General features: G+C 61.8%; 20 protein-coding genes. 11 read left to right on the forward strand and 9 right to left on the reverse strand.

Features of this window, described 5'->3' with window-relative positions; translation table 11 throughout:
* Positions 1-16: 16 nt before the first annotated feature.
* Positions 17-1,573: an IS66 family transposase gene (gene tnpC / locus BLW24_RS03795; protein ID WP_090375563.1), complete on the forward strand. Its 1,557-nt coding sequence runs from the start codon at positions 17-19 to the stop codon at positions 1,571-1,573.
* A 42-nt stretch (positions 1,574-1,615) separates the two neighbouring features.
* Here tnpC and BLW24_RS03800 read toward each other — a convergent pair whose 3' ends face one another.
* The 3 genes from BLW24_RS03800 to aptA all read right to left on the reverse strand — a co-directional run bounded on the left by BLW24_RS03800 (position 1,616) and on the right by aptA (position 5,725).
* Positions 1,616-2,329 (reverse strand): gamma-glutamyl-gamma-aminobutyrate hydrolase family protein, encoded by a 714-nt coding sequence (locus BLW24_RS03800; RefSeq protein ID WP_244161077.1) that lies wholly within the window; start codon positions 2,327-2,329, stop codon positions 1,616-1,618.
* A gap of 396 nt (positions 2,330-2,725) precedes the next feature.
* Positions 2,726-4,222 carry a CoA-acylating methylmalonate-semialdehyde dehydrogenase gene (locus BLW24_RS03805; protein ID WP_090376903.1) on the reverse strand — a complete coding sequence of 499 codons (1,497 nt, stop codon included), beginning with the start codon at positions 4,220-4,222 and terminating at the stop codon, positions 2,726-2,728.
* Between the two features lie 156 nt (positions 4,223-4,378).
* A complete protein-coding gene (gene aptA, locus BLW24_RS03810; protein WP_090376906.1) occupies positions 4,379-5,725 on the reverse strand; it encodes an omega-aminotransferase AptA in 1,347 nt (448 codons plus the stop codon).
* A gap of 148 nt (positions 5,726-5,873) precedes the next feature.
* Here aptA and BLW24_RS03815 point away from each other — a divergent pair, with 148 nt between their 5' ends.
* Positions 5,874-6,794 carry a LysR family transcriptional regulator gene (locus BLW24_RS03815; RefSeq protein ID WP_090376909.1) on the forward strand — a complete coding sequence of 307 codons (921 nt, stop codon included), beginning with the start codon at positions 5,874-5,876 and terminating at the stop codon, positions 6,792-6,794.
* A gap of 99 nt (positions 6,795-6,893) precedes the next feature.
* Here the strand turns inward: BLW24_RS03815 and BLW24_RS03820 are convergent, their stop codons facing one another.
* Complete coding sequence (locus BLW24_RS03820) at positions 6,894-7,400, reverse strand: energy transducer TonB family protein (RefSeq protein ID WP_167360318.1); 507 nt, start codon at positions 7,398-7,400, stop codon at positions 6,894-6,896.
* A 396-nt stretch (positions 7,401-7,796) separates the two neighbouring features.
* Here BLW24_RS03820 and BLW24_RS03825 point away from each other — a divergent pair, with 396 nt between their 5' ends.
* The 9 genes from BLW24_RS03825 to BLW24_RS03865 all read left to right on the forward strand — a co-directional run bounded on the left by BLW24_RS03825 (position 7,797) and on the right by BLW24_RS03865 (position 17,382).
* The gene (locus BLW24_RS03825; RefSeq protein ID WP_090376914.1) at positions 7,797-8,468 is read left to right on the forward strand and encodes a TetR/AcrR family transcriptional regulator; all 672 of its coding nucleotides are present in this window, start codon (positions 7,797-7,799) and stop codon (positions 8,466-8,468) included.
* Entirely contained in the window at positions 8,468-9,052 is a 585-nt protein-coding gene (locus tag BLW24_RS03830; RefSeq protein WP_090376917.1) for an IMPACT family protein, read from the forward strand. Before BLW24_RS03825 ends, BLW24_RS03830 begins: the two co-directional genes overlap by 1 nt.
* A 175-nt stretch (positions 9,053-9,227) precedes the next feature.
* Positions 9,228-9,686 carry an REP-associated tyrosine transposase gene (locus BLW24_RS03835; protein ID WP_090376920.1) on the forward strand — a complete coding sequence of 153 codons (459 nt, stop codon included), beginning with the start codon at positions 9,228-9,230 and terminating at the stop codon, positions 9,684-9,686.
* Between the two features lie 269 nt (positions 9,687-9,955).
* Entirely contained in the window at positions 9,956-11,536 is a 1,581-nt protein-coding gene (locus tag BLW24_RS03840; protein ID WP_167360439.1) for an ABC transporter ATP-binding protein, read from the forward strand.
* A gap of 11 nt (positions 11,537-11,547) precedes the next feature.
* Positions 11,548-12,645: an ABC transporter permease gene (locus BLW24_RS03845; RefSeq protein WP_090376925.1), complete on the forward strand. Its 1,098-nt coding sequence runs from the start codon at positions 11,548-11,550 to the stop codon at positions 12,643-12,645.
* 125 nt (positions 12,646-12,770) lie between these two features.
* Entirely contained in the window at positions 12,771-13,697 is a 927-nt protein-coding gene (locus tag BLW24_RS03850) for an ABC transporter permease (protein ID WP_090376928.1), read from the forward strand.
* Between the two features lie 281 nt (positions 13,698-13,978).
* A complete protein-coding gene (locus tag BLW24_RS03855) occupies positions 13,979-15,061 on the forward strand; it encodes a BMP family ABC transporter substrate-binding protein (protein WP_090376931.1) in 1,083 nt (360 codons plus the stop codon).
* Positions 15,062-15,259: 198 nt separating this feature from the next.
* A complete protein-coding gene (locus tag BLW24_RS03860; protein ID WP_090387623.1) occupies positions 15,260-16,228 on the forward strand; it encodes a 2-oxoglutarate and iron-dependent oxygenase domain-containing protein in 969 nt (322 codons plus the stop codon).
* Between the two features lie 206 nt (positions 16,229-16,434).
* Positions 16,435-17,382 (forward strand): adenosine deaminase, encoded by a 948-nt coding sequence (locus tag BLW24_RS03865; protein ID WP_090376934.1) that lies wholly within the window; start codon positions 16,435-16,437, stop codon positions 17,380-17,382.
* A 79-nt stretch (positions 17,383-17,461) separates the two neighbouring features.
* Here the strand turns inward: BLW24_RS03865 and BLW24_RS03870 are convergent, their stop codons facing one another.
* The 5 genes from BLW24_RS03870 to BLW24_RS03890 form a co-directional block, all read right to left on the reverse strand.
* Complete coding sequence (locus BLW24_RS03870; protein ID WP_090376937.1) at positions 17,462-17,995, reverse strand: cytochrome b/b6 domain-containing protein; 534 nt, start codon at positions 17,993-17,995, stop codon at positions 17,462-17,464.
* Positions 17,995-18,261 carry a PepSY domain-containing protein gene (locus tag BLW24_RS03875; protein WP_090376940.1) on the reverse strand — a complete coding sequence of 89 codons (267 nt, stop codon included), beginning with the start codon at positions 18,259-18,261 and terminating at the stop codon, positions 17,995-17,997. The genes BLW24_RS03870 and BLW24_RS03875 overlap by 1 nt, the downstream gene beginning before the upstream one ends.
* A gap of 166 nt (positions 18,262-18,427) precedes the next feature.
* Complete coding sequence (locus BLW24_RS03880) at positions 18,428-20,521, reverse strand: TonB-dependent copper receptor (RefSeq protein WP_090376945.1); 2,094 nt, start codon at positions 20,519-20,521, stop codon at positions 18,428-18,430.
* 82 nt (positions 20,522-20,603) lie between these two features.
* Positions 20,604-20,975, reverse strand: a complete 372-nt coding sequence (locus tag BLW24_RS03885) for a DUF2946 domain-containing protein (protein WP_090376948.1) — start codon at positions 20,973-20,975, stop codon at positions 20,604-20,606.
* 131 nt (positions 20,976-21,106) lie between these two features.
* Positions 21,107-21,589: a copper chaperone PCu(A)C gene (locus BLW24_RS03890; RefSeq protein WP_090376951.1), complete on the reverse strand. Its 483-nt coding sequence runs from the start codon at positions 21,587-21,589 to the stop codon at positions 21,107-21,109.
* Between the last annotated feature and the right edge of the window lie 36 nt (positions 21,590-21,625).

Consider the following 21,625-nt stretch of genomic DNA (forward strand, 5'->3'; position numbering starts at 1 on the left):
CGGTATAATCCACGGCATGATTTCTGTGCCCGAAACCCTTCCTGATGACCCCGCCGCGCTCAAGCAATTGCTCGCTGAGGTGTTGTCGTCGGCGCAGGAATTGGCCAAGGACAAGGATGGGCAGATCGAGCGCCTGCGCGAACAAAACGCGCTGTTGATCCAGCGCCTGTTCGGCCGTAAATCCGAGCAGAGCAGCGACCCGGATTCACCGCAGCTAGAGATGTTCAACGAAGCGGAAAGCCTGGCCGAAGCGGCGGCTGAAGCTCCGGCCGCTGAGGTCGAGGAAGAAGTCGTTGCGCCGACCAAGCGCCGCGGCAAGCGCAAGCCGTTACCGGCCGAACTACCGCGTGTCGAGGTCATCCACGAACTGCCCGAACACGAACTGACCTGCGAATGCGGTTGCCGCAAGCAGGCCATCGGCGAAGAAACCAGCGAGCAGCTGGAAATCATCCCGATGCAGGTTCAGGTGATCCGCCACATTCGCAAGACCTATGCCTGCAAGGCCTGCGAAAGCGCGCCGGTCACCGCTGACAAACCGGCCCAACTGATCGAGAAAAGGCTGGCCAGCCCGAGCGTGCTGGCGATGCTGCTGACCAGCAAATACGCCGACGGCATCCCACTGTATCGCTTCGAAAAGATGCTCAGTCGCCATGGCATCGACATCCCCCGGCAGACCCTGGCGCGCTGGGTGATCCAGTGCGGCGAACTGCTACAACCGTTGCTCAACCTGATGCGCGACAGGCTGCTGGACAGTCCGGTGATCCACTGCGATGAAACCCGCGTGCAGGTGCTCAAGGAGCCTGGGCGCGATCCGAGCAGCCACTCCTGGATGTGGGTGCAGACCGGTGGCCCGCCTGGCAAACCGGTGATCCTCTTCGACTACACAACCAGCCGCGCGCAGGAGGTGCCGCTGCGCCTGCTCGACGGTTATCGCGGCTACCTGATGACCGACGATTACGCCGGCTACAACGCCGTGGCCGCACAACAAGGTGTTGAGCGCCTGGCCTGCTGGGCGCATGCGCGGCGCAAGTTCGTCGAAGCGCAAAAGGTGCAACCGAAGGGCAAAACCGGGCGTGCCGACATCGCGTTGGGGATGATCAACAAGCTCTACGGCATCGAGCGCGAACTTAAGGATGCCAGCGATGAACAGCGCTACCGGGGCCGCCAGCAGCACAGCCTACCGCTCCTCGATCAGCTCAAGACCTGGCTGGAGAAAACCCAGCCGCAGGTCACGGCGCAGAATGCCCTGGGCAAAGCAGTGAACTACCTGGCGAGCAACTGGAGCCGACTCGAACGCTACATCGAGGCTGGCCACCTGCCGATCGATAACAACGCTGCCGAGCGCGCGATCCGGCCCTTCGTCATAGGTCGCAAGAACTGGCTGTTCAGCGACACGCCGAAAGGCGCGACCGCCAGCGCCCAACTCTACAGCCTGGTGGAAACCGCCAAGACCAATGGCCAGGAGCCCTACGCCTGGCTGCGCCATGTCCTCGAACGCCTGCCGCTGGCCAACAGCGTTGAAGCCTACGAAGCGCTGCTGCCTTGGAACTGCCAACCAACGACGCCACTGTAAAACGCAAAACCTCTCCAGAGGGAGGTGGGGTCTATGGAGCGCTTACTGATGAAACGCCTCCAACAGCGCGTTGTAATCCGCCTTCTCCCAATAGCGATACTCCGGATGCCACTGCACCCCAACAGCAAACGCCTTGGCGCCAATCACACTGACCGCCTCGATCTGCCCATCCTCGGCCACGGCTTCAACCTGCAAGCCCTCGCCTAGGCGATCAACCCCTTGACCATGCAGCGAGTTGACCTTGATCTGCCGCTCGCCGAACAGCGAATGCAGCACGCCGCCTTCGGTCAGGGCCACGTTGTGCATCGGGCCGTAGGCCACGTCATCCGGTACGTCCTTCACCTCACGGTGATCGAGACGCCCTTCCACCTCATGCACTTCACGGTGCAGGGTGCCGCCAAACAGCACGTTCATTTCCTGCATGCCGCGGCAGATGCCGAGGAACGGAATGCCACGATCAATACAGGCGCGCATCAGGCGCAGCACGGTTTCGTCGCGGGGTTTGTCGGCCAGGCCGAGGCCGGGATGGTCGTCGCCGTAGAAGCTGGGGTGCACGTTGGAGAGTGAGCCACCGAACATGATGCCGCTGACGCTATCCAGCACCGTATCCATGTCCAGGTCGTCGCCGAAAGCCGGGATCATCAGCGGGAAGGCACCGAAGCCGGTGACGGCGTGGATGTACTTCTCGCCGACCAGGTGAAACCAGCCGATATCACGGCTGGTCAGCTGCCAACGGCACAGGGGAAGGCCAATCATGGGTTTGCTCATAGGGAGTCCTCTTCATTAGTCATTGAAGTGGGCTGCCCTTGGGAGAGCGGGCTTACGGGCCAGGAAACCCTGAACCCGCTCACCCAAGGGGTGCCGTAACCTGCGGTCACTGCACCAACGCCGCGCCCGCGCGGCTGGTTTGTTGCGTAAAGCGATGGCTATGCATCCATTACGTGCTGCATACAATCGGTAGGTTGGTGTTGAGCGCAGCGAAGCCCAACAGGCATTGGTATCGCTCGTTGGGCTTCGTCACTACGTTCCTCAACCCAACCTACGTCTGATCGCCTGTTAATCGCGGCCAAGACGGAACACCGTCCGACCGCTCCTATAGGTCATCATCCACATCCAAAAAGGGGGCTGATCCTGCGATCAGCCCCCTGTTACTTAGCCATTACTCGGGAAAGCGAACTGTGCCGCTTCATGCGAAGCGCGCTGCGGCCAGCGCTGGGTGATGGCCTTCTTGCGGGTGTAGAAGCGCACACCGTCCGGGCCGTAGGCATGCAGGTCGCCGAACAGCGAGCGCTTCCAGCCGCCGAAGCTGTGGTAGCTGACCGGCACCGGCAGCGGTACGTTGACGCCGACCATGCCGACTTCGATCTCGTCGCAGAACAGGCGGGCCGCTTCACCGTCACGGGTGAAGATGCAGGTGCCGTTGCCGTATTCGTGGTCGTTGATCAGCTGCATGGCTTGTTCCAGGCTGCCGACGCGGACGATGCACAGCACGGGGCCGAAGATTTCGTCGGTGTAGATGGTCATCTCCGGGGTCACCTTGTCGAACAGGGTGCCGCCGACGAAGAAGCCATTCTCGTTGCCCGCCACCACCAGATCGCGGCCGTCGACCACCAGGCTTGCGCCCTGGGCCACACCGGCGTCGATATAGCCTTTGACCTTGTCACGCGCCGCGCCGGTAACCAGCGGGCCCATGTCCAAGCCGCAGGAGGTGCCGGCACCGATTTTCAGCGCTTTGATTTGCGGCACGATCTTCTCGACCAGGGCATCGGCGATCTGGTCGCCTACGCACACGGCCACGGAGATGGCCATGCAGCGCTCGCCGCAGGAACCGTAGGCCGCGCCCATCAGTGCGCTGACGGCGTTGTCCAGGTCGGCATCAGGCATCAGCACGGCGTGGTTCTTCGCGCCGCCCAGGGCCTGCACGCGCTTACCGCGTTTGGTGCCTTCGCTATAGATGTACTCAGCGATTGGAGTCGAGCCAACAAAGCTCAGGGCTTTGACTTCCGGCGCTTCGATCAGCGCATCCACGGCTTCCTTGTCGCCGTGCACCACGTTGAGTACGCCTTTTGGCAGGCCGGCTTCCTGCAGCAGTTGGGCGATATACAGGGTGGAGCTTGGATCACGCTCGGATGGCTTCAAGATAAAGCAGTTGCCGCAGACGATGGCCAGCGGGTACATCCACAGCGGCACCATGGCCGGGAAGTTGAACGGGGTGATGCCGGCCACGACGCCGATAGGCTGCATATCGCTCCAGGCGTCGATGTTCGGGCCGACGTTGCGGCTGTACTCGCCCTTGAGGATTTCCGGGGCGGCGCAGGCGAATTCGACGTTCTCGATACCGCGCTTGAGCTCACCGGCGGCGTCGTCCAGGGTTTTGCCGTGCTCTTCGCTGATCAGCTTGGAGATGGTCGCTTCGTGCTGCTCCAGCAGCTGCTTGAAGCGGAACATCACCTGGGCGCGTTTGGCCGGCGGAGTGTTGCGCCAGGCCGGGAAGGCAGCCTTGGCCGAGTCGATGGCCAGTTGCATGGTGGCGCGGTCGGCCAGGGCGACCTGCTTAGTGGCTTCGCCGGTGGACGGATTGAATACGGCAGCCGAGTGGCCAGTGCCGGCGGTCAGTTCGCCGTGGATCAGGTGATTAACGAGGGTCATGGCAGTTCCTTAATAACGGATATTGTTTTAGCAGGCGCCGAACGGCTGGCACCTGCAGAAAAAGTGGGGTGTTCCCGTAGGGTGGATGACGCTGTTTTCATCCACCTTGCGGCGCGGCAACTTGGTGGATGGGTGAAGCGACATCCACCCTACGCCTTAGTCGAGGCTGTTCAGCACATCGCCGACGGCGTTGAACACGGAGTCCAGCTGCTCGGGCGTGGTGTTGAAGGTTGGCCCGAACTGCAGGGTGTCGCCACCGAAGCGCACGTAGAAGCCGGCGTTCCACAGTTTGATACCGGCCTCGAACGGGCGGATCACCGGGTCGCCGTCACGCGGGCTGATCTGGATCGCGCCGGCCAGACCACAGTTGCGGATGTCGATAACGTTCTTGCTGCCTTTGAGGCTGTGCAGCTTCTCTTCAAAGATCGGTGCCAGGGCCGCCGATTGCTCGATCAGGTTGTCGCGCTTGAGCAGCTCCAGGGTCGCCAGGCCGGCGGCGCAGGCAACCGGGTGGCCCGAGTAGGTGTAGCCGTGGCCGAACTCGACCATATGCTCAGGGATCGCCTGATTCATAAAGGTGTTGTAGATCTCGCTGCTGGCGATCACCGCACCCAGCGGAATCGCGCCGTTGGTGACCTGCTTGGCGGTGTTCATGATGTCCGGGGTGACGCCAAAGTATTCGGCACCGGTCCACTTGCCCATACGTCCGTAGGCGGTGATCACTTCGTCGAAGATCAGCAGAATGTTGTGCTGGGTGCAGATCTCACGCAGGCGCTGCAGGTAGCCGACTGGCGGCACGATCACGCCGGCGGAACCGGACATCGGCTCGACGATCACTGCCGCGATGTTCGAAGCGTCGTGCAGTTCGATCAGTTTCAGCAGCTCGTTGGCCAGCTCTACGCCACCGGTTGCCGCCATGCCCTTGGTGAAGGCCAGGTGCGACTGCAGGGTGTGCGGCAGGTGGTCGGCGTCCATCATCTGGCCGAACATCTTGCGGTTGCCGCCGATGCCGCCCAGCGAGGTGCCGGCGATGTTCACGCCGTGATAACCACGGGCACGACCGATAAATTTGGTTTTGCTCGGCTGGCCTTTCAAGCGCCAGTAGGCACGGGCCATCTTCACCGAAGTGTCGGCGCACTCGGAGCCGGAGTCGGTGTAGAACACGTGATCGAGGCCGGCCGGCGTCAGCTCGGTGATTTTCTCGGCCAGCTGATAGGACAGCGGATGGCCGTACTGGAAGCCCGGCGCGTAGTCCAGGGTGCCCAGCTGCTTGGCCACGGCCTCCTGAATTTCCTTGCGGTTGTGCCCAGCGCCACAGGTCCACAGGCCGGACAGGCTGTCGAACACGCGACGGCCCTTGTCGTCGATAAAGTAGTTGCCGTCGGCACCGACGATCAGACGCGGGTCGCGCTTGAAGTTGCGGTTGGCGGAAAACGGCATCCAGTGCGCATCCAGCTTGAGCTGGCTGGCCAGGGACAGGACTTCGGTCTGTGGCATATTCATGGTGGCATCGGTGTGGGCGATTGAAGCGGTAAAGTCGAATCTGTTGCCAGCAAAGGTGCCACGGGCTTAGAGTCAGGAAAACCAGACTCTTCTTATCTTTAGTTAAGCGCCCACTAAACAAACAGCAGTACACAATGAGCAACCCGCAATGAGCACCCGCCGCCCCGATCCGCTGGCCCAGGTCAGTGATTTTGATATCCGCCTGCTCAAGCTGTTTCGCAGCGTGGTGGAGTGCGGCGGTTTTTCCGCCGCGGAAAGCGCCTTGGGCATCGGCCGCTCGGCGATCAGCCAACAGATGAGCGACCTGGAACAACGCCTCGGCCTGCGCCTGTGCCAACGCGGCCGCGCCGGCTTTGCCCTGACCGAAGAAGGCCGCGAGGTGTACCAGAGCACCCAGCAGTTGCTGGCAGCGCTGGAGAGCTTTCGCACCGAGGTCAACGGCCTGCACCAGCACCTGCGCGGCGAGCTGAATATCGGCCTGACCGACAACCTGGTGACGGTGCCGCATATGCGCATCACCAACGCCCTGGCACACCTGAAGGAACGCGGTCCGGACGTGCATATCCATATCCGCATGACGCCGCCGAGTGAAGTCGAACAAGGCGTGCTCGACGGCCGCCTGCATATCGGCGCGGTGCCGCAGGCCAGTACGCTGTCCGGGCTGGAATACCAGACGTTGTATGACGAGCGCTCGCTGCTCTACTGCGCGGTCGGCCATCCGCTGTTCTATGTCGATGATCAGCAGCTGGAAGATGCGCGGCTGAATGCTCAGGAAGCCATCGCCCCGACCTTCCGCCTGCCACCGGAGGTGCAGAGCCACTACCAGGCGCTCAACTGCACCGCCAGCGCCTCGGACCGCGAAGGCATGGCCTTTCTGATTCTCACAGGGCGCTATATCGGCTACCTGCCCGACCACTACGCCCAGGCCTGGGTGCAGCAGGGCCGCCTGCGCGTGCTCAAGCCAGCCAGCCGCTTCTACGACATCAGCCTGGCCTCGGTGACGCGCAAAGGCCGCCGCCCGCATCTGGTGCTGGAGAGTTTTCTGGAAGCGCTGGCGGTTAGCACTTGAGTTCAACGCCTTAACAACGGCGCACGTAACCGGATGCTTACAGGAGTGGCTTAGCCACGAAGCCGCATAGATATGCGGAACTACCCGTGGTTCAAACGCCTATGGGCCAAAGTGAAACGTTCTGACGCTGCTAAGCCTAACAATTTCGGACTTCAACTCATCTGGAAAAGGCTCGCAGGGAGTCGTTAGCTTAAGTAGGCGTAGCGCGGCAGCATCCATTGCAGCATTACCAGAAGACTCAGCGACCTTCATAGTCTGGACACTCCCGTCCGCCACCATCTCGAATGACAGTTTTACTGTGCCACGATGTCCTTTGAGTAGCATAGGGTAATGGGCATTGGCATCCGTCTCGATCTGGGCACTGCAACGTTTCAGATAGTGTTGAATCTGTGGCCTGAAATCTTGGCCGTCATGTTTCAGGAGTGGCCTGTTTGCGTACTCGGTACGTTCCTCTGCCAACTCTTTCTCAAGAGCCTGGATCTCAGCACTTAGCTGCGGGTTAAGCGTCGGTGTGTTTTCATCGCCATAAGCCATCGTTGGCAGTAACAAATAGGCTGCAACTAGTAACAGGGCACCACCTGTGCCTGGTCGATTGTTTCTTTTCATATCCATTCCCGAAACGGCCATAACAGACACTGCGCGCCTTAAATTCCGATCCACGCCGATGTTATGCAAGCGACCCAGGCCAGACTCGAATGTTCGCGCATACTAGCGCAACAACGCTCCGAAATGATCGAGCCTGGCGGTTATCGACATCAGCCTAGCCTCAGTCACCCGCACTTGGTGCTGGAGAGTTTTCTTGAGGCGCTGGCCGAGGGTTGAAGCGCAGCGCATTGAGTCACGACACAACCCGCTTTCACGCGCCGTTTTTCGCACAAAGACGGTGCACAACGCCCGACAAATGGCGCTTAGCCAGCTTTTTCTGCCCCTTGCGCTTGTCACCTCGGCAGCGCTGGGGTATCAGTGCAGTCGTCCGAAAACCTGACCACTGCGGAACCGCCCATGACTGTTGAAGTACTTGCGCACCGAGCCGATCCGAACAACAAACCTGCCGGCCGGATTCGGCAGAAAAACGAAGAGGCGATCATCAAGGCCGCCGAGGAAGAGTTCGCCCGCCACGGCTTCAAAGGCACCAGTATGAACACCATCGCGCAGAACGTTGGTCTGCCGAAGGCCAATCTGCACTACTACTTCAGCAACAAGCTGGGGCTGTATCAGGCGGTATTGGTGAACATCCTTGAGCTGTGGGACAACACCTTCAACACCCTGAGCGTGGACGATGATCCCGCCATCGCGCTGGCCGGCTATATCCGCGCCAAGATGGAATTCTCCCGCCGCCACCCGAAAGCCTCACGTATCTACGCCATGGAAGTGATCAGCGGTGGCGAGCACCTCTCGCAGATGCTCAATCAGGATTACCAGACCTGGTTCCGTGGCCGCGCCGCGGTGTTCGAAGCCTGGAGCGCCGCCGACAAGATGGATCCGGTGGACCCGGTGCATCTGATATTCCTGCTGTGGGGCAGCACCCAGCATTACGCCGACTTTGCTTCGCAGATCTGCCGCGTCACCGGTCGCTCGCGCCTGGTCAAGGCCGACTATGAAGAAGCCGGCGACCAACTGATTGCCATCATCCTCAAAGGCTGCGGCCTGACCCCGCCAGCCAAAGACGCCTGATGCCCTTTACCCTGCTCGGCCCTTGCGACTACCGCGAGGAGATTCGCAAAAGCCGCTTTATCGCCCTCGCCACGCCGGTTACCAGCGCGGCCGAGGCGCAGGCGTTTATCACCGCGCACAGCGACGCCAGCGCCAGCCATAACTGCTGGGCCTGGAAGGTGGGCCAACAGTACCGTTCCAGCGACGATGGCGAGCCAGGCGGCACCGCAGGCCGGCCGATCCTCGCCGCCATCGACGCCCAGGAGATGGACCAGGTCGCAGTGCTGGTGATCCGTTTCTACGGTGGTATCCAGCTCGGCACCGGTGGCCTGGCCCGCGCCTACGGCGGCAGCGCCAACAAATGCCTGCAAGCCGCTCCTCGCCGCGAGCTGGTTGCCCGTGAGTCTTATCGCTGCCATTGCCTGTTTGCCGAACTGCCCCTGCTCAAAGCGCGCCTGGCGGAGCTGGACTGCCTGCTGGAGCACGAAACCTACGACGCCACCGGGGCCGAACTGCAGCTTGCCCTCCCCGCGCTACGGGTTGCTGAGCTGCAACGGCTGATGGCGGATATCAGCCGTGGGCGAATTGCGCTGCAGGCGCTGTAGATGCACTAGGCTTCTGCATTGTGGCTGTGAGCCTGCAGATAACTTCACCAATTATCGTGGGCAAGTCCGCTCCTACAGGGAATCGAGGCGTAACAGTGATGACAAGGCACTGCGCGCTTTTGTAGGAGCGGGCTTGCCCGCGATCAATATCAAGTACACCACTAGAGGCAATGGAATGCCTGCAAAGCCCCATGGCTGCAACCTGCGGCGCGCCCGCTATTCAGAGCCGGAACGTCTTTACCTGCTAACCACCACCCTGTTGCATCGCCGCCCACTATTCAACGACTTCACCCTAGCCCGCTTGCTGATCAGAGAATTGCGTGCAGCCCATGAGCAACAACAGGTTGCGTCTCTGGCCTGGGTGGTAATGCCCGACCACCTGCACTGGCTTGTTCAACTGCAAGCAGGCTCGCTGGATGAACTGATGCGCCATATCAAAAGCAACAGCGCACGGCAGATCAATCAGCACCTTGGTACACAGGGCCCAATTTGGCAGCCGGGTTACCACGACCGCGCGCTGCGCCAGGATGAAGACCTGCAATCAGCGGCTCGCTATATCATCGCCAATCCACTGCGGGCTGGCTTGGTAAAGCGCATTGGCGATTACCCGCTATGGGATGCGGTGTGGTTGTAGACCTACGTAGTCCTCAGGATGTATCGCGGGCAAGCCCGCTCCTACAGGGGATCGAGGCGTAACAGTGATGACAAGGAGCTGCGCGCTTTTGTAGGAGCGGGCTTGCCCGCGATGCGCCAAAACGCACCGACCATCAAGACCATGCACCACGCTGGGGCCTCCACCAGGCAGGCGGTAGTGATGGACCTTACGCGGGCGCTGTACAGCGGCTTTTCTGACTCACTGGCCAGCTTTTTGCTTTAGCCAGGCCAGTTGTCATTCCCGAGCCACTGCCCATGTCCAGTTCCCCCTCTGTTCCACGCTTGCAACTGAGCGGTATCAGCAAGCGCTACCCCGGCTGCCTGGCCAATGACCGTATCGATTTGAACATTGCGCCAGGGGAAATCCATGCGCTGCTCGGCGAGAACGGTGCCGGCAAAAGCACCCTGATGAAGATCATCTACGGCGTCACCCAGCCCGATAGCGGTGAGATTCGCTGGCAGGGCGAGGCCCTGAAAATGCGTGACCCAGCCATGGCGCGCAGCCTTGGCGTAGGCATGGTGTTTCAGCACTTCTCGCTGTTCGAGACCTTGAGCGTGGCGGAGAACATCGCCCTGGCCATGGGCGCAGCGGCCGGCACACCGAAACAGCTGGAGCCGAAGATTCGCGAAGTCTCGCAGCGTTATGGCATGGCCCTGGAACCGGGCCGGCTGGTGCACAGCCTGTCCATCGGTGAACGGCAGCGGGTGGAGATCGTCCGTTGCCTGATGCAGGACATCAAACTGCTGATTCTTGATGAACCGACCTCGGTACTGACCCCGCAGGAGGCCGACGAGTTGTTCGTTACCCTGCGCCGTCTGGCGGCCGAGGGCTGCAGCATTCTGTTCATCAGCCACAAGCTCGGCGAAGTGCGTGCCCTGTGCCAGAGCGCCACGGTGCTGCGCGGCGGCAAGGTATCGGGGCATTGCATACCGGCCGAATGCAGCGATCTGCAGCTGGCGCGGCTGATGGTCGGCGACGCTGAAGGCCTGGAAAGCAGCTACCCGAAAGCTGACGGAGGCCTGCCGCGCCTGCGCGTGGATGATCTCAGCTGGCACAACGCCGACCCGTTCGGCTGCACCCTCAGCCAGATCCGCCTGGAGGTGCGCAGCGGCGAGATCGTTGGCATCGCCGGAGTCGCCGGCAATGGTCAGGACGAGCTGCTGGCCCTGCTCAGTGGCGAAACCCGCCTGCCGCGCAGCGAGCGTGAACGCATCAGCCTGGACACTCAACCCATCGCCGACCTGTACCCGGATGCGCGGCGCAAGCTGGGCCTGGCCTTTGTTCCGGCCGAACGCCTGGGGCACGGCGCGGTGCCGGATATGAGCCTGAGTGATAACGCCCTGCTCACCGCTTTCCAGCAAGGTTTAGTCAGCAAAGGGCTGGTTCAGCGCGGCAAGGTGCGAGCCCTGGCCGATGAGATTATCCAGCGCTTTGCGGTAAAGACGCCGGATGCCGATGCGCCCGCGCGCAGCCTGTCCGGCGGCAACCTGCAGAAATTTATCCTCGGCCGCGAAATCCTGCAGAACCCGAAACTGCTGGTGGCCGCGCACCCAACCTGGGGCGTGGACGTCGGCGCGGCGGCGGCGATTCATCGCGCGCTGATTGCCCTGCGCGATGCCGGCGCGGCGATTCTGGTGATCTCCGAAGACCTCGACGAGCTGTTCCAGATCAGCGACCGCATTGGCGCGCTGTGCAGCGGCAAGCTCTCGCCCCTGGCCGCCACCGCAGACACCGAAGCCGTTGAAGTCGGCCGCTGGATGGCTGGTGAATTCGCCCCGCGTCCCCCTATCACAAGCACGCCGGCAGCCGCTGCTGCCAGCCTGAGCTGACGGAGTTTTCCATGCTGTTATCCCTCGAACCGCGCGGCCAGCAATCGCGCGCCATGCTCTGGCTATCGCCGCTGCTCGCCGCGGTGCTGACTCTTTGCAGCGGCGCACTGTTGTTCGCCCTGCTCGGCCACGACCCGCTGGACACCCTGCACACCCTGCTGATTGCGCCACTGGCCGACTGGTATGGCGTCTCCGAACTGCTGGTCAAGGCGCTGCCGATTCTGCTCTGTGCACTTGGCCTGGCCGTGGCCTATCAGGCGCGCATCTGGAATATCGGCGCAGAAGGTCAACTGCTGCTCGGCGCGCTGGCCGGCAGCGCCATGGCGATCCAGATCATCGACTGGGACAGCCGCTGGGCGCTGGTCTGGGTGGTACTCGCCAGCGTGGCAGCGGGTGCAGCCTGGGGCGGCCTCACCGCCTGGTTGCGCACGCAGTTCAATGCCAACGAAATCCTTACCAGCATCATGCTCAACTACATCGCGCTGAACCTGCTGCTGTTCTTCGTGCATGGCCCATTGAAAGATCCGGCCGGCTTCAACTTCCCCGAGTCGGCAATGTTCGGCGATGCCAGCCGCCTGCCGCTGGTGAGTGAAGACGGGCGCCTGCACGCTGGCCTGTACTTCGCCCTGCTGGCCCTGGTGGCAGTGTGGGTGCTGCTGCACAAAAGCTTTCTGGGTTTTCAGATCAAGGTGCTCGGCCTCGACCGCCGCGCCGCCGGTTTTGTCGGTTTTCGCGAAAAACGCCTGGTGTGGTTTGCCCTGCTGGTCAGCGGCGGCCTGGCCGGGCTGGCGGGTGTGGGGGAAGTGGCCGGGCCGATTGGCCAACTGGTGCCGCAGGTATCGCCGGGCTACGGCTACGCGGCGATCACCGTGGCCTTTCTCGGCCGCCTGAATCCGCTCGGGATTGTCTTCGCCAGCCTGTTGATGGCCCTGCTCTACCTGGGCGGCGAGAACGCGCAGATGACCATGAACCTGCCCCAGGCGATCACCCAGCTGTTCCAGGGAATGATGCTGTTCTTCCTGCTCGCCTGCGACGTGCTGATTCTTTATCGGCCACGGCTGAAGCTGAAGTGGGCACAGCGCGAAAGGCTCACCGAGGCGACCACCTAACCGTGGGATGGGCTTTAGCCGCGACGATTTCAAGCGAAGCACTGTCGCGGCTAAAGCCCATCCCACAACCCGTATCGACATCACCTTTTCACCTGCACATTTAGCACGCGCCTGAGGCTGCAAATATGGATCTCGACCTGTTAAGCAATATCTTCTACGCCATGGTGCGCACCGGTACGCCGTTGCTGCTGGTGGCATTGGGTGAACTGATCTGCGAGAAGAGCGGCGTGCTCAACCTCGGCCAGGAAGGCATGATGCTGTTCGGCGCGGTGATCGGTTTTATCGTCGCCCTGAGTACCGGCAACCTGTGGCTCGGCGTGCTGCTGGCGATGAGCGCCGGCATGCTGCTGTCCATGCTGTTCGCCGCCGTGGCCCTGGGTTTTAACGCCAACCAGGTGGCCACCGGGCTGGCGTTGACCATCTTTGGCGTCGGCCTGTCGACCTTTGTTGGTGCGGCCTGGGTTGGCAAGCCGCTGGCCGGGTTTGAACCCATCGCCATTCCGCTGCTGAGCGAGATCCCGCTGATCGGGCGCATGCTGTTTGCCCAGGACATTCTGGTCTACCTGTCCTTCGGCCTATTCGCCATGGTGGCCTGGGTGCTGCTGAAAAGCCGCATCGGTTTGGTCATCCAGGCGGTCGGTGAGAACCCCGACGCCGCCAGCGCCATGGGCCTGCCGGTGCTGCGCGTGCGTACCCTAGCGGTGCTGTTCGGCGGAGCCATGGCCGGCTTGGCGGGCGGTTACCTGTCCTTGGCCTATACGCCAATGTGGGCGGAAAACATGACCGCCGGCCGTGGCTGGATCGCCCTGGCGCTGGTGGTATTTGCCAGCTGGCGGGTATTACGCGTATTGCTCGGCGCCTACCTGTTCGGTCTGGCCAGCAGCATCCATCTGGTGGCCCAGGGCATCGGCCTGTCGACCCCCTCCAACCTGCTGGCGATGCTGCCCTATGTGGCGACCATTCTGGTGCTAGTACTGCTGTCGCGTGACGCGATCAAGACTCGCCTGTTTGCTTCGTTGTCACTGGGAAAACCCTGGCAGCCGGGGCACTGAAGCTTTTTACCTTGTTCGCGGCTAAAGCTCCTCCCACAGGGATGCAGCAATCTGTGGGAGGGGCTGGGCGGCACTCCGCTTTAGCCGCGACACCCCAAGAGCAACACCGCACCATCTGGCAGCACAACAAGCTCGCTACGCACCACCACAGCCCCCCCCCGGCGGGGTTCTGTGTTTTAGCGCGGCGCGCAGCGCTAATTGTCCAGTTGGTCAGCTTTTTGCAATTGAACAGGCAGCTGTTTAACCACAACGTACTCACACCCATCGGAGTTCCACCGACCATGTTCGAGAAGAGCAAAAAACCGCTGCTGCGCACCCTTGTTGCCGCCCTTGGCTTTAGCACCACGTTGGGCGCTTCTGCCGCCGATCCGTTAAAGGTCGGCTTTGTCTATATCGGCCCGATTGGCGACCACGGCTGGACCTACCAGCATGAGCAGGGCCGTCAGGCGGTGATCAAACAGCTGGGTGACAAAGTCGAGACCAGCTACGTGGAAAACGTGCCGGAAGGCGCAGACGCCGAGCGGGTGATCCGCAACATGGCCAAGGGCGGTTATGACCTGGTCTTCACCACCTCCTTCGGCTATATGAACCCAACGCTGAAAGTCGCCAAGCAGTTCCCCAAACTGACCTTCGAGCACGCCACCGGCTACAAGCAGGACAAGAACCTCGGCACCTACCTGTCACGCTCTTATGAAGGTCGTTACGTCGGCGGCTTCCTCGCGGCGAAGATGACCAAAACCAAGAAGATCGGCTACGTCGCCTCCTTCCCGATCCCGGAAGTGATCCGCGATATCAACGCCATCCAGCTGGCGCTGGACAAGTACAACCCGGGCAGCGAAATCAAGGTGGTGTGGGTCAACTCCTGGTTCGATCCAGGCAAGGAATCCGACGCGGCCAACGCGCTGATCGACCAGGGCGTCGACGTGGTGTTCCAGCACACCGACAGCCCGGCGCCGATCCAGACCGCCGAGCGTCGTGGTGTTTATTCCGTGGGTTACGCCTCGGACATGGCGCACTTCGGGCCGAAAGCCGTACTGACCTCGATCGTCAACGACTGGGGCCCGCACTACGTCAAATCCACTCAGGCGGTGATCGACGGCAACTGGAAGTCTGAAGACTTCTGGGGCGGTCTGGCGGAAGACACCATTCGCCTGCCGATCAGCGACCTGGTGCCGGCGGACGTGAAAGCCGAAGCTGAGCAGATCATCGCGGATATCAAGAGCGGCGCCTTCCACCCGTTCACCGGGCCGATCAAGGACCAGAGCGGCGTAGAAAAAATCCCGGCCGGCATCGCCGCGACCAACGCCGAACTGGCGTCGATGAACTACTACGTGGAAAACGTAAAGGCTGAACTGCCGAAGTAAGGCATCCGCCAAACCTTGTGGGAGGGGCCGGGCGGCGATCCGCTTTAGCCGCGAACAGCAGCCCCTCCCACACAGATCACACCGATGCCGTCCCTGCTTGTCGAGCAGCAGAACCGCATCACCGTGGTGCTGGCCTTCAGCACTACGCACCGCTGCCCTGGGTACGAGAAGACTCGCAGCAACATCCCGGAGCTTTTTATGAACCGCCTACCGATTATCGATATCGCCCCGCTCTACAGTGACGACCAAACCGCCTGGCCCACCGTGGCTGAGCAGATTGACCGCGCCTGCCGCGAATGGGGTTTCTTCTATATCACCGGCCACCCGATCGGCCCGGCGCGTATCTCCGACCTGCTCAGCGCCGCCAAGACCTTCTTCGCCCTGCCGGCTGCCGAAAAGCTCAAGATCGACATCACCCAGACCGCCCACCACCGTGGCTACGGCGCGATTGCCACCGAGCAGCTGGACCCGAGCAAACCGAGCGACCTCAAGGAAACCTTCGACATGGGTTTCCATATGGATCTCAATCATCCCGAGGTGCTGGCCGGCAAGCCGTTGCGTGGCGCCAATCGCCACCCGGATCTGCCGGGATGGGCCGCCCTGATGGAACAGCACTACGCCGATATGCAGGCACTGGCGCAAACCCTGCTGCGCGCCATGACGATTGCCCTGGATATCGACCGCGAGTTTTTCGACACGCGCTTTCATGAGCCGATCAGCGTGCTGCGGATGATCCACTACCCGCCGCGCCACACCGCCAGCAGCGCCGAACAGCAAGGCGCGGGTGAACACACCGACTACGGCTGCATCACCCTGCTCTATCAGGACGACGCCGGCGGTCTGCAGGTGCGTAACCGTGACGGTGAGTGGATCGATGCGCCGCCGATTGCCGGCAGCTTTGTGGTGAATATCGGCGACATGCTCGCGCGCTGGAGCAACGACCGCTACACCTCGACCCCGCACCGGGTGATCAGCCCGCTGGGGGTGGATCGCTACTCCATGCCGTTCTTCGCCGAACCGCACCCGGACACCGAGATCAGCTGCCTGCCCAACTGCTCGGACGCCGCCCATCCGCCTAAGTATCCGAGCGTGACCAGCGCTGAGTACCTGCTGTCACGCTTTGCCGATACCTATGCGTATCGACGTGAAGAACAGGCCGACGCATAACACCGTCAGGCGTAGGGTGGATCGGGGCGCGTAGATGACGCTTTTTTCATCCACCACCTGCGTTACTACGCTGCTCGCTGGTGGACATAAAAAGCGATGTCCACCCTACATAGCGCCACACATCGTCAACAGCCGTACCGATTCGGCGAAATCCTGTCCTTGCGGTTAAACTTTGTCGCGACCACGCCTGATAACGAGATCTGACCATGTACGACTGGCTCAATGCCCTGCCCAAGGCCGAACTGCACCTGCACATTGAGGGGTCGCTGGAGCCCGAGCTGCTGTTTGCCCTGGCCGAGCGCAACAAGATCAAGCTGCCCTGGAATGACGTTGAAGCGCTGCGCAGCGCCTATGCCTTCAACAACCTGCAGGAATTTCTCGACCTGTATTACGCCGGTGCCGATGTGCTGCGCACCGAGCAGGATTTCTACGACCTGACCTGGGCCTACCTGCAAAAGTGCAAGGCGCAGAACGTCATCCACACCGAGCCGTTCTTCGACCCGCAGACCCACACCGATCGGGGCATTCCCTTCGAAGTGGTGCTGCGCGGTATCAAACAGGCGCTGGTCGATGGCGAGAAACAACTGGGTATCAGCCACGGTTTGATCCTGAGCTTTCTGCGTCATCTGCCCGAAGAAGAAGCCTTTAAAACCCTGGAGCAGGCCAGGCCATTTCGCGATGCGTTTATCGCCGTCGGCCTGGACAGTTCGGAAATGGGCCACCCGCCGAGCAAGTTCCAGCGGGTGTTCGACAAGGCGCGCAGCGAGGGCTATCTGACCGTGGCTCACGCCGGTGAAGAAGGCCCGCCCGAATACATCTGGGAAGCCCTGGACCTGCTGAAAATCGAGCGCATTGACCACGGCGTGCGCGCCATCGAAGACGAGCGGCTGATGCAGCGCATCATCGACGAGCAGATCCCGCTAACCGTCTGCCCGCTGTCCAACACCAAGCTCTGCGTATTCGACGACATGCGCCAGCACAACATCCTGCAGATGCTTGAACGCGGGGTGAAGGTGACGGTGAACTCGGATGATCCGGCCTACTTCGGCGGCTACGTCACCGAGAACTTCGCCGCACTGCACGACAGTCTGGGCATGACCCAGGAGCAGGCCAAGCGCCTGGCGCAAAACAGCCTGGATGCACGCCTGGTCTGAACCTGATAATCGCCGCTAAAGCGCCTCCCACATCAGCACGTCTGCCGTGGGAGGCGCTTTAGCCGCGACAGATAAAAACTCAGTGGTCCAATTTGCGCCGCTTGCCGGTGACCATCGACAGCGGCAGGTTTTCCTTCAGCCGGTAGCTTTCAAACAACGCCGCCGCGATGTGCAGGCCCACCAAGGCCATCAATGCATCGGCGCAGAATTCATGAATTTCTAATGGCAGATCTGCACCCCAGAAGTAGTCGACTTCTTCCATCAGAAAGCCGGTCACACCCAGGCCGAGCATCAGCAGCATCATGCCGATCATCACCAGCGCGCCCAGCGGGGAATGCCCCATGCGGTGGAAATCACGCCCGCTGAATAATGCCCGCAGATGTTCGACCAGGCGCGCCCGGGTCGGCCAGAAGTCCGCCCAGCGCGCTGCCGGTGTCCCGATAAAACCCCACACCAGGCGAATCGCCAACCAGGCCACAGCGTAGTAACCGAACCAGCGGTGCCAGCTCTCGCCCTCTTCGGTGAAGAAGTAATTGGCCAGGAAAGCGCTCGCCAGAGACCAATGGAACAACCTTACTAGCGGGTCCCAGAGGCGTGTGGTGGCGGTGTTCATCAGCCTTCAACGCCGCCTTTGATGGCCTTGCCAGTGACCGGATCTAAGTAGATTTCGACCTTCTGGCCATCCTTGTTGAAACCGTAGATTTCGTAGCAGTTACCACCGGTGACCTTGAACTTCTTGATCTCATAGCCCTGAGTTTTGAGGTCAGCCTGGAACTTGTCCTGATCCTGCCACTGCGCCTTGTCGGCGTTGGTGCATTGGGTGGCGGCGAAGGTCAGCGGGCTGGCCAGAACCAGAGACAGCAGAAGCAGTTTGCGCATGATGAAGTCCTCGTGATGCAGGGGAAGTTGTGTGTTTGCGAGGACTACTGTCGCGCTTGAACCTTAAGGCTGTATTAGCCCGTGCGGATTCATCGCGCGGATGTGGGAGGGGCTTTAGCCGCGACTCAAAAGCTCGCGGCTAAAGCCCCTCCCACGACTGGACACATCAGAAGTCGAAATCGACCTTGGCCCACAAGGTGCGGCCCGGCTCGTCGATCCGAGTATCAGCCGGGAAGCCAAAACCGGAGTCACCGCCCAGATTCAGGTGCTCGGCGTATTGCTTGTCGAGCAGGTTATCCACCCCGGCACTGAGCTTGACCTGCTCGCTGACGCGGTAAGCACCGTTGAGCGAGAGCACACCGAAGCCGGCGCTGTCGCCAAAGTCCTGCCCCACCACGTTGCCGCGTCCAGCGGCGATGCGGCCCTGGCCATCGACCACCCGCCACAGGCCACCGACGCTCCAGTCGTCACGCTGATAGGTCAGGCCCAGACGTGCTTCCAGCGGCGGCATCTGCGGCAGCGCTTCGCCGTCGCTGCTGTTCTTGCCCCAGGCATAGGCCAGGGTGGCATCGGTCTTCCAGTTGCTCGTCAGGTCATAGGCCACGCCCAGCTCGCCGCCCATGATGCGCGCGTCGACATTGTCGGCTTGAGTGCTCATGCCACGGTAGTCGAACAGGATGTAGTCACGCACCTGGCCGACATAGGCCGAGGCCCAGGCCTGCAGGTCGTCACCCTTGTACTGGATACCGATATCCAGCTGGGTGGTCTTCTCCGGCTTGATGCCGTCGAAGGCATTGTCTGCGCCAGCCGGCCCGTTGAGCCCGGCGGAAAACAGCTCCCAGTAGTCAGGGAAACGCTGCACATGGCCGATGCCGGCATAGACGGTGGTCGGCGAACCGGACAGGTCGTGCTCGTAGCGCACAAAGCCGCTCGGCAACGTATCGGCGCGCGTCTCACCCGCCGTTGGGTTGGGCCGCGGCATACCCATCATGCTGCGAAAACTCTGCCGGTAGTCCTTGGCCGAGGCCCGATCCACCCGCGCACCGGAGACCAGCCGATCATGCTCGGCCAGGCTCCAGGTGGCCTCGGCGAACGCGCCGTAGTTGTGCATCAGTGCGTCCTTGTTCCAGGGGAAGCGGTCGGCGTCCGTGTAGCCCGTCATCATGCTGTAGGTGGAACGACGGGCACGGTGCTCGCTGCGCTGGGCATCGAGCCCAGTAATCAGCTCAACATCCTCCCACACCCAGGTCGCAGCCAGGCGTGCACCGAGGGTGCGACGGTCGACCTGCGAGGCCATGGGCATGGCCATCATGCTGGTCGGGTCCGGCACACGCAGGCGGAAGTTATCCATGATGTGGTCGGCGTAGTTGTAGTAGACCTTGGCCTCGACCTTATCCAGTACACCGCCGAAATTGTCCCGCTCAATGCGCAAGCCCAGGCTTTCGCGCTTGAACTGGGTGCCGTCCATGCCACGGCCGCCGTAGCGTGCCTCGCCATCGCCACGGCCGGCGGTGAGTTCGACCAGGGTGTCGGCATCCGGCGTCCAGCCCAGGGCCACGTCGCCGTTCCATTTATCCCAGCGCGAGGGGATGGTGTCGCCGTTACCGTTGGCGTAATCATCCGAATGCGAGCGGTTACCGGTCACCCGCAGGTAGCCTTGCTCACCGCCCACAGCACCATCCAGGGTCTGGTCGAAACGGCCATTGGAGCCGGCCAGCACGCTGGCATGCAGGCGCGCACCCAGCTCGCCGAAACGCTCCGGCGCACGGTCGAAACGCACCACCCCAGCCGAAGCGCCGGGGCCCCAGATAACCGTTTGCGGGCCTTTGTTCACGGTCAGCAGGTCAAAGGTTTCCGGCGAGATATACGAGCTGGGCGCATCCATCCGGCCCGGGCAGGCACCGAGCATCTGCCCGCCGTCGGTGAGCAGCAGCAGGCGCGAACCGAACATGCCGCGCAGTACCGGATCACTGTTGCTGCCGCCACTGCGAATCGCGGAGAAACCCGGAATGGTCTTCAGATAATCCGCTGCATCACTGGCCGGCACCGGCTGGCGCGGATCCTTGGGGTCGGCCACCACGGTCAGTGGCGAGCTTTGCTGCACGGCGGTGACCACCGAGGGCGGCAATTGCAGCGCATGCTGCTCCGGGTCGTGTTCAGTGGTTTGCGCGGCATGCGCCTGAGTGGCCAACAGCAGACCGACGCACAGCGGCGCCAGTCGAAAAGGTGCAGCACTGATCAAAAGCGAACAAGTAGACATGGGTATTCCAGAATCGAGACAAAACCAGAGAATGGCCGGCACCGCACACGCAGCACCGACACAGGCAACAGGGCAATAGCGATCAGGAATAGGCAGGCGGTGCGCGGCTGCGCGAACCGGGGAAAATGGCTGAGCGGGCAACGCCACTGCGCACCGGCGCAATATGCCGGTCAGCGGGTATAGCGGCGGCCAGCGCCAGTGTCTGGCTGGCGCAGCCGGTGGCCGGGCTGTTGAGCAACAAGGTGCAATAGCCGCACTTGGCCCACAGCGCGTCGTGATTCAGAGGGTCGTTATGACTACCGGCATGCTCCCCGCAAGCCAGTTCCGTCAGCCAGGCCGGTTCAGCCGGCGCAGTGAGCTGCGACAGCAACGGCCCAACACTGAGCAACAGCATGGCCAACAGAGCCAGCCAGCTCGCGCGGTAATCGGCAGTGAAGGAGCGATTGCGGGGCATCACGACAACTCAAGAATCCTGCGCCGAGTATGACTAACGGCCTAAGCAGGACGGCTGATGCAAATCAATGACGGTGAATATCACCGAACAGCAGCAGCCCCGCTGCAACGCAGCAGGGCTGGGCGCACAGCTCAGTGCGCGTGCCCTTCACCGTGGGATTTCTCACCGGCAGGGGCGTCCTTGTGTACGGCAATTTCCACGTCGACTTTGCCGGCCTTCTCGAAGGTCAGGGTCAGCGGAAAGCCCTCGCCGTCCTTGGCCTGCTGTTTCAGGTTGAACAGCATGACGTGGTAGCCCATGGGTTCGAACTTCACTTCGCCACCGGCAGGAATCGCCACATTCTGCACCTGCTGCATCTTCATCAGGCCATCGGCGTGGATATGTTCGTGCAGCTCGGCTTTGCCCGCCACCGGTGTGCTGGCGCTGAGCAGGCGATCGGCCTCGCTGCCCTTGTTGTGCACCACGAAATAGGCTGCAGCGGTGGGCGCTACGGCCGGCATTTCCCGCGACCAGGGGTGTGCAATATGCAGCTCGCCAGCGGTGTATTCGTGAGCACTGGCAAACAGGTTCGGACTCAGCAGAGCGGCAATCAGCAGGGTCTTTTTCAACAACATGGTATTCCTCCAAAAGTGGACTGACTGTCCATGACA

This window comes from Pseudomonas anguilliseptica, assembly GCF_900105355.1.
Lineage (GTDB): Bacteria > Pseudomonadota > Gammaproteobacteria > Pseudomonadales > Pseudomonadaceae > Aquipseudomonas > Aquipseudomonas anguilliseptica.

Bases quoted from the DNA above. Each gene is read 5' to 3' on its own strand.
- tnpC (WP_090375563.1), top strand. From the start codon at position 17: ATGATTTCTGTGCCCGAAACCCTTCCTGATGACCCCGCCGCGCTCAAG.
- BLW24_RS03800 (WP_244161077.1), bottom strand. From the start codon at position 2,329: ATGATTGGCCTTCCCCTGTGCCGTTGGCAGCTGACCAGCCGTGATATC.
- BLW24_RS03805 (WP_090376903.1), bottom strand. From the start codon at position 4,222: ATGACCCTCGTTAATCACCTGATCCACGGCGAACTGACCGCCGGCACT.
- aptA (WP_090376906.1), bottom strand. From the start codon at position 5,725: ATGAATATGCCACAGACCGAAGTCCTGTCCCTGGCCAGCCAGCTCAAG.
- BLW24_RS03815 (WP_090376909.1), top strand. From the start codon at position 5,874: ATGAGCACCCGCCGCCCCGATCCGCTGGCCCAGGTCAGTGATTTTGAT.
- BLW24_RS03820 (WP_167360318.1), bottom strand. From the start codon at position 7,400: ATGAAAAGAAACAATCGACCAGGCACAGGTGGTGCCCTGTTACTAGTT.
- BLW24_RS03825 (WP_090376914.1), top strand. From the start codon at position 7,797: ATGACTGTTGAAGTACTTGCGCACCGAGCCGATCCGAACAACAAACCT.
- BLW24_RS03830 (WP_090376917.1), top strand. From the start codon at position 8,468: ATGCCCTTTACCCTGCTCGGCCCTTGCGACTACCGCGAGGAGATTCGC.
- BLW24_RS03835 (WP_090376920.1), top strand. From the start codon at position 9,228: ATGCCTGCAAAGCCCCATGGCTGCAACCTGCGGCGCGCCCGCTATTCA.
- BLW24_RS03845 (WP_090376925.1), top strand. From the start codon at position 11,548: ATGCTGTTATCCCTCGAACCGCGCGGCCAGCAATCGCGCGCCATGCTC.
- BLW24_RS03850 (WP_090376928.1), top strand. From the start codon at position 12,771: ATGGATCTCGACCTGTTAAGCAATATCTTCTACGCCATGGTGCGCACC.
- BLW24_RS03855 (WP_090376931.1), top strand. From the start codon at position 13,979: ATGTTCGAGAAGAGCAAAAAACCGCTGCTGCGCACCCTTGTTGCCGCC.
- BLW24_RS03860 (WP_090387623.1), top strand. From the start codon at position 15,260: ATGAACCGCCTACCGATTATCGATATCGCCCCGCTCTACAGTGACGAC.
- BLW24_RS03865 (WP_090376934.1), top strand. From the start codon at position 16,435: ATGTACGACTGGCTCAATGCCCTGCCCAAGGCCGAACTGCACCTGCAC.
- BLW24_RS03870 (WP_090376937.1), bottom strand. From the start codon at position 17,995: ATGAACACCGCCACCACACGCCTCTGGGACCCGCTAGTAAGGTTGTTC.
- BLW24_RS03875 (WP_090376940.1), bottom strand. From the start codon at position 18,261: ATGCGCAAACTGCTTCTGCTGTCTCTGGTTCTGGCCAGCCCGCTGACC.
- BLW24_RS03880 (WP_090376945.1), bottom strand. From the start codon at position 20,521: ATGTCTACTTGTTCGCTTTTGATCAGTGCTGCACCTTTTCGACTGGCG.
- BLW24_RS03885 (WP_090376948.1), bottom strand. From the start codon at position 20,975: ATGCCCCGCAATCGCTCCTTCACTGCCGATTACCGCGCGAGCTGGCTG.
- BLW24_RS03890 (WP_090376951.1), bottom strand. From the start codon at position 21,589: ATGTTGTTGAAAAAGACCCTGCTGATTGCCGCTCTGCTGAGTCCGAAC.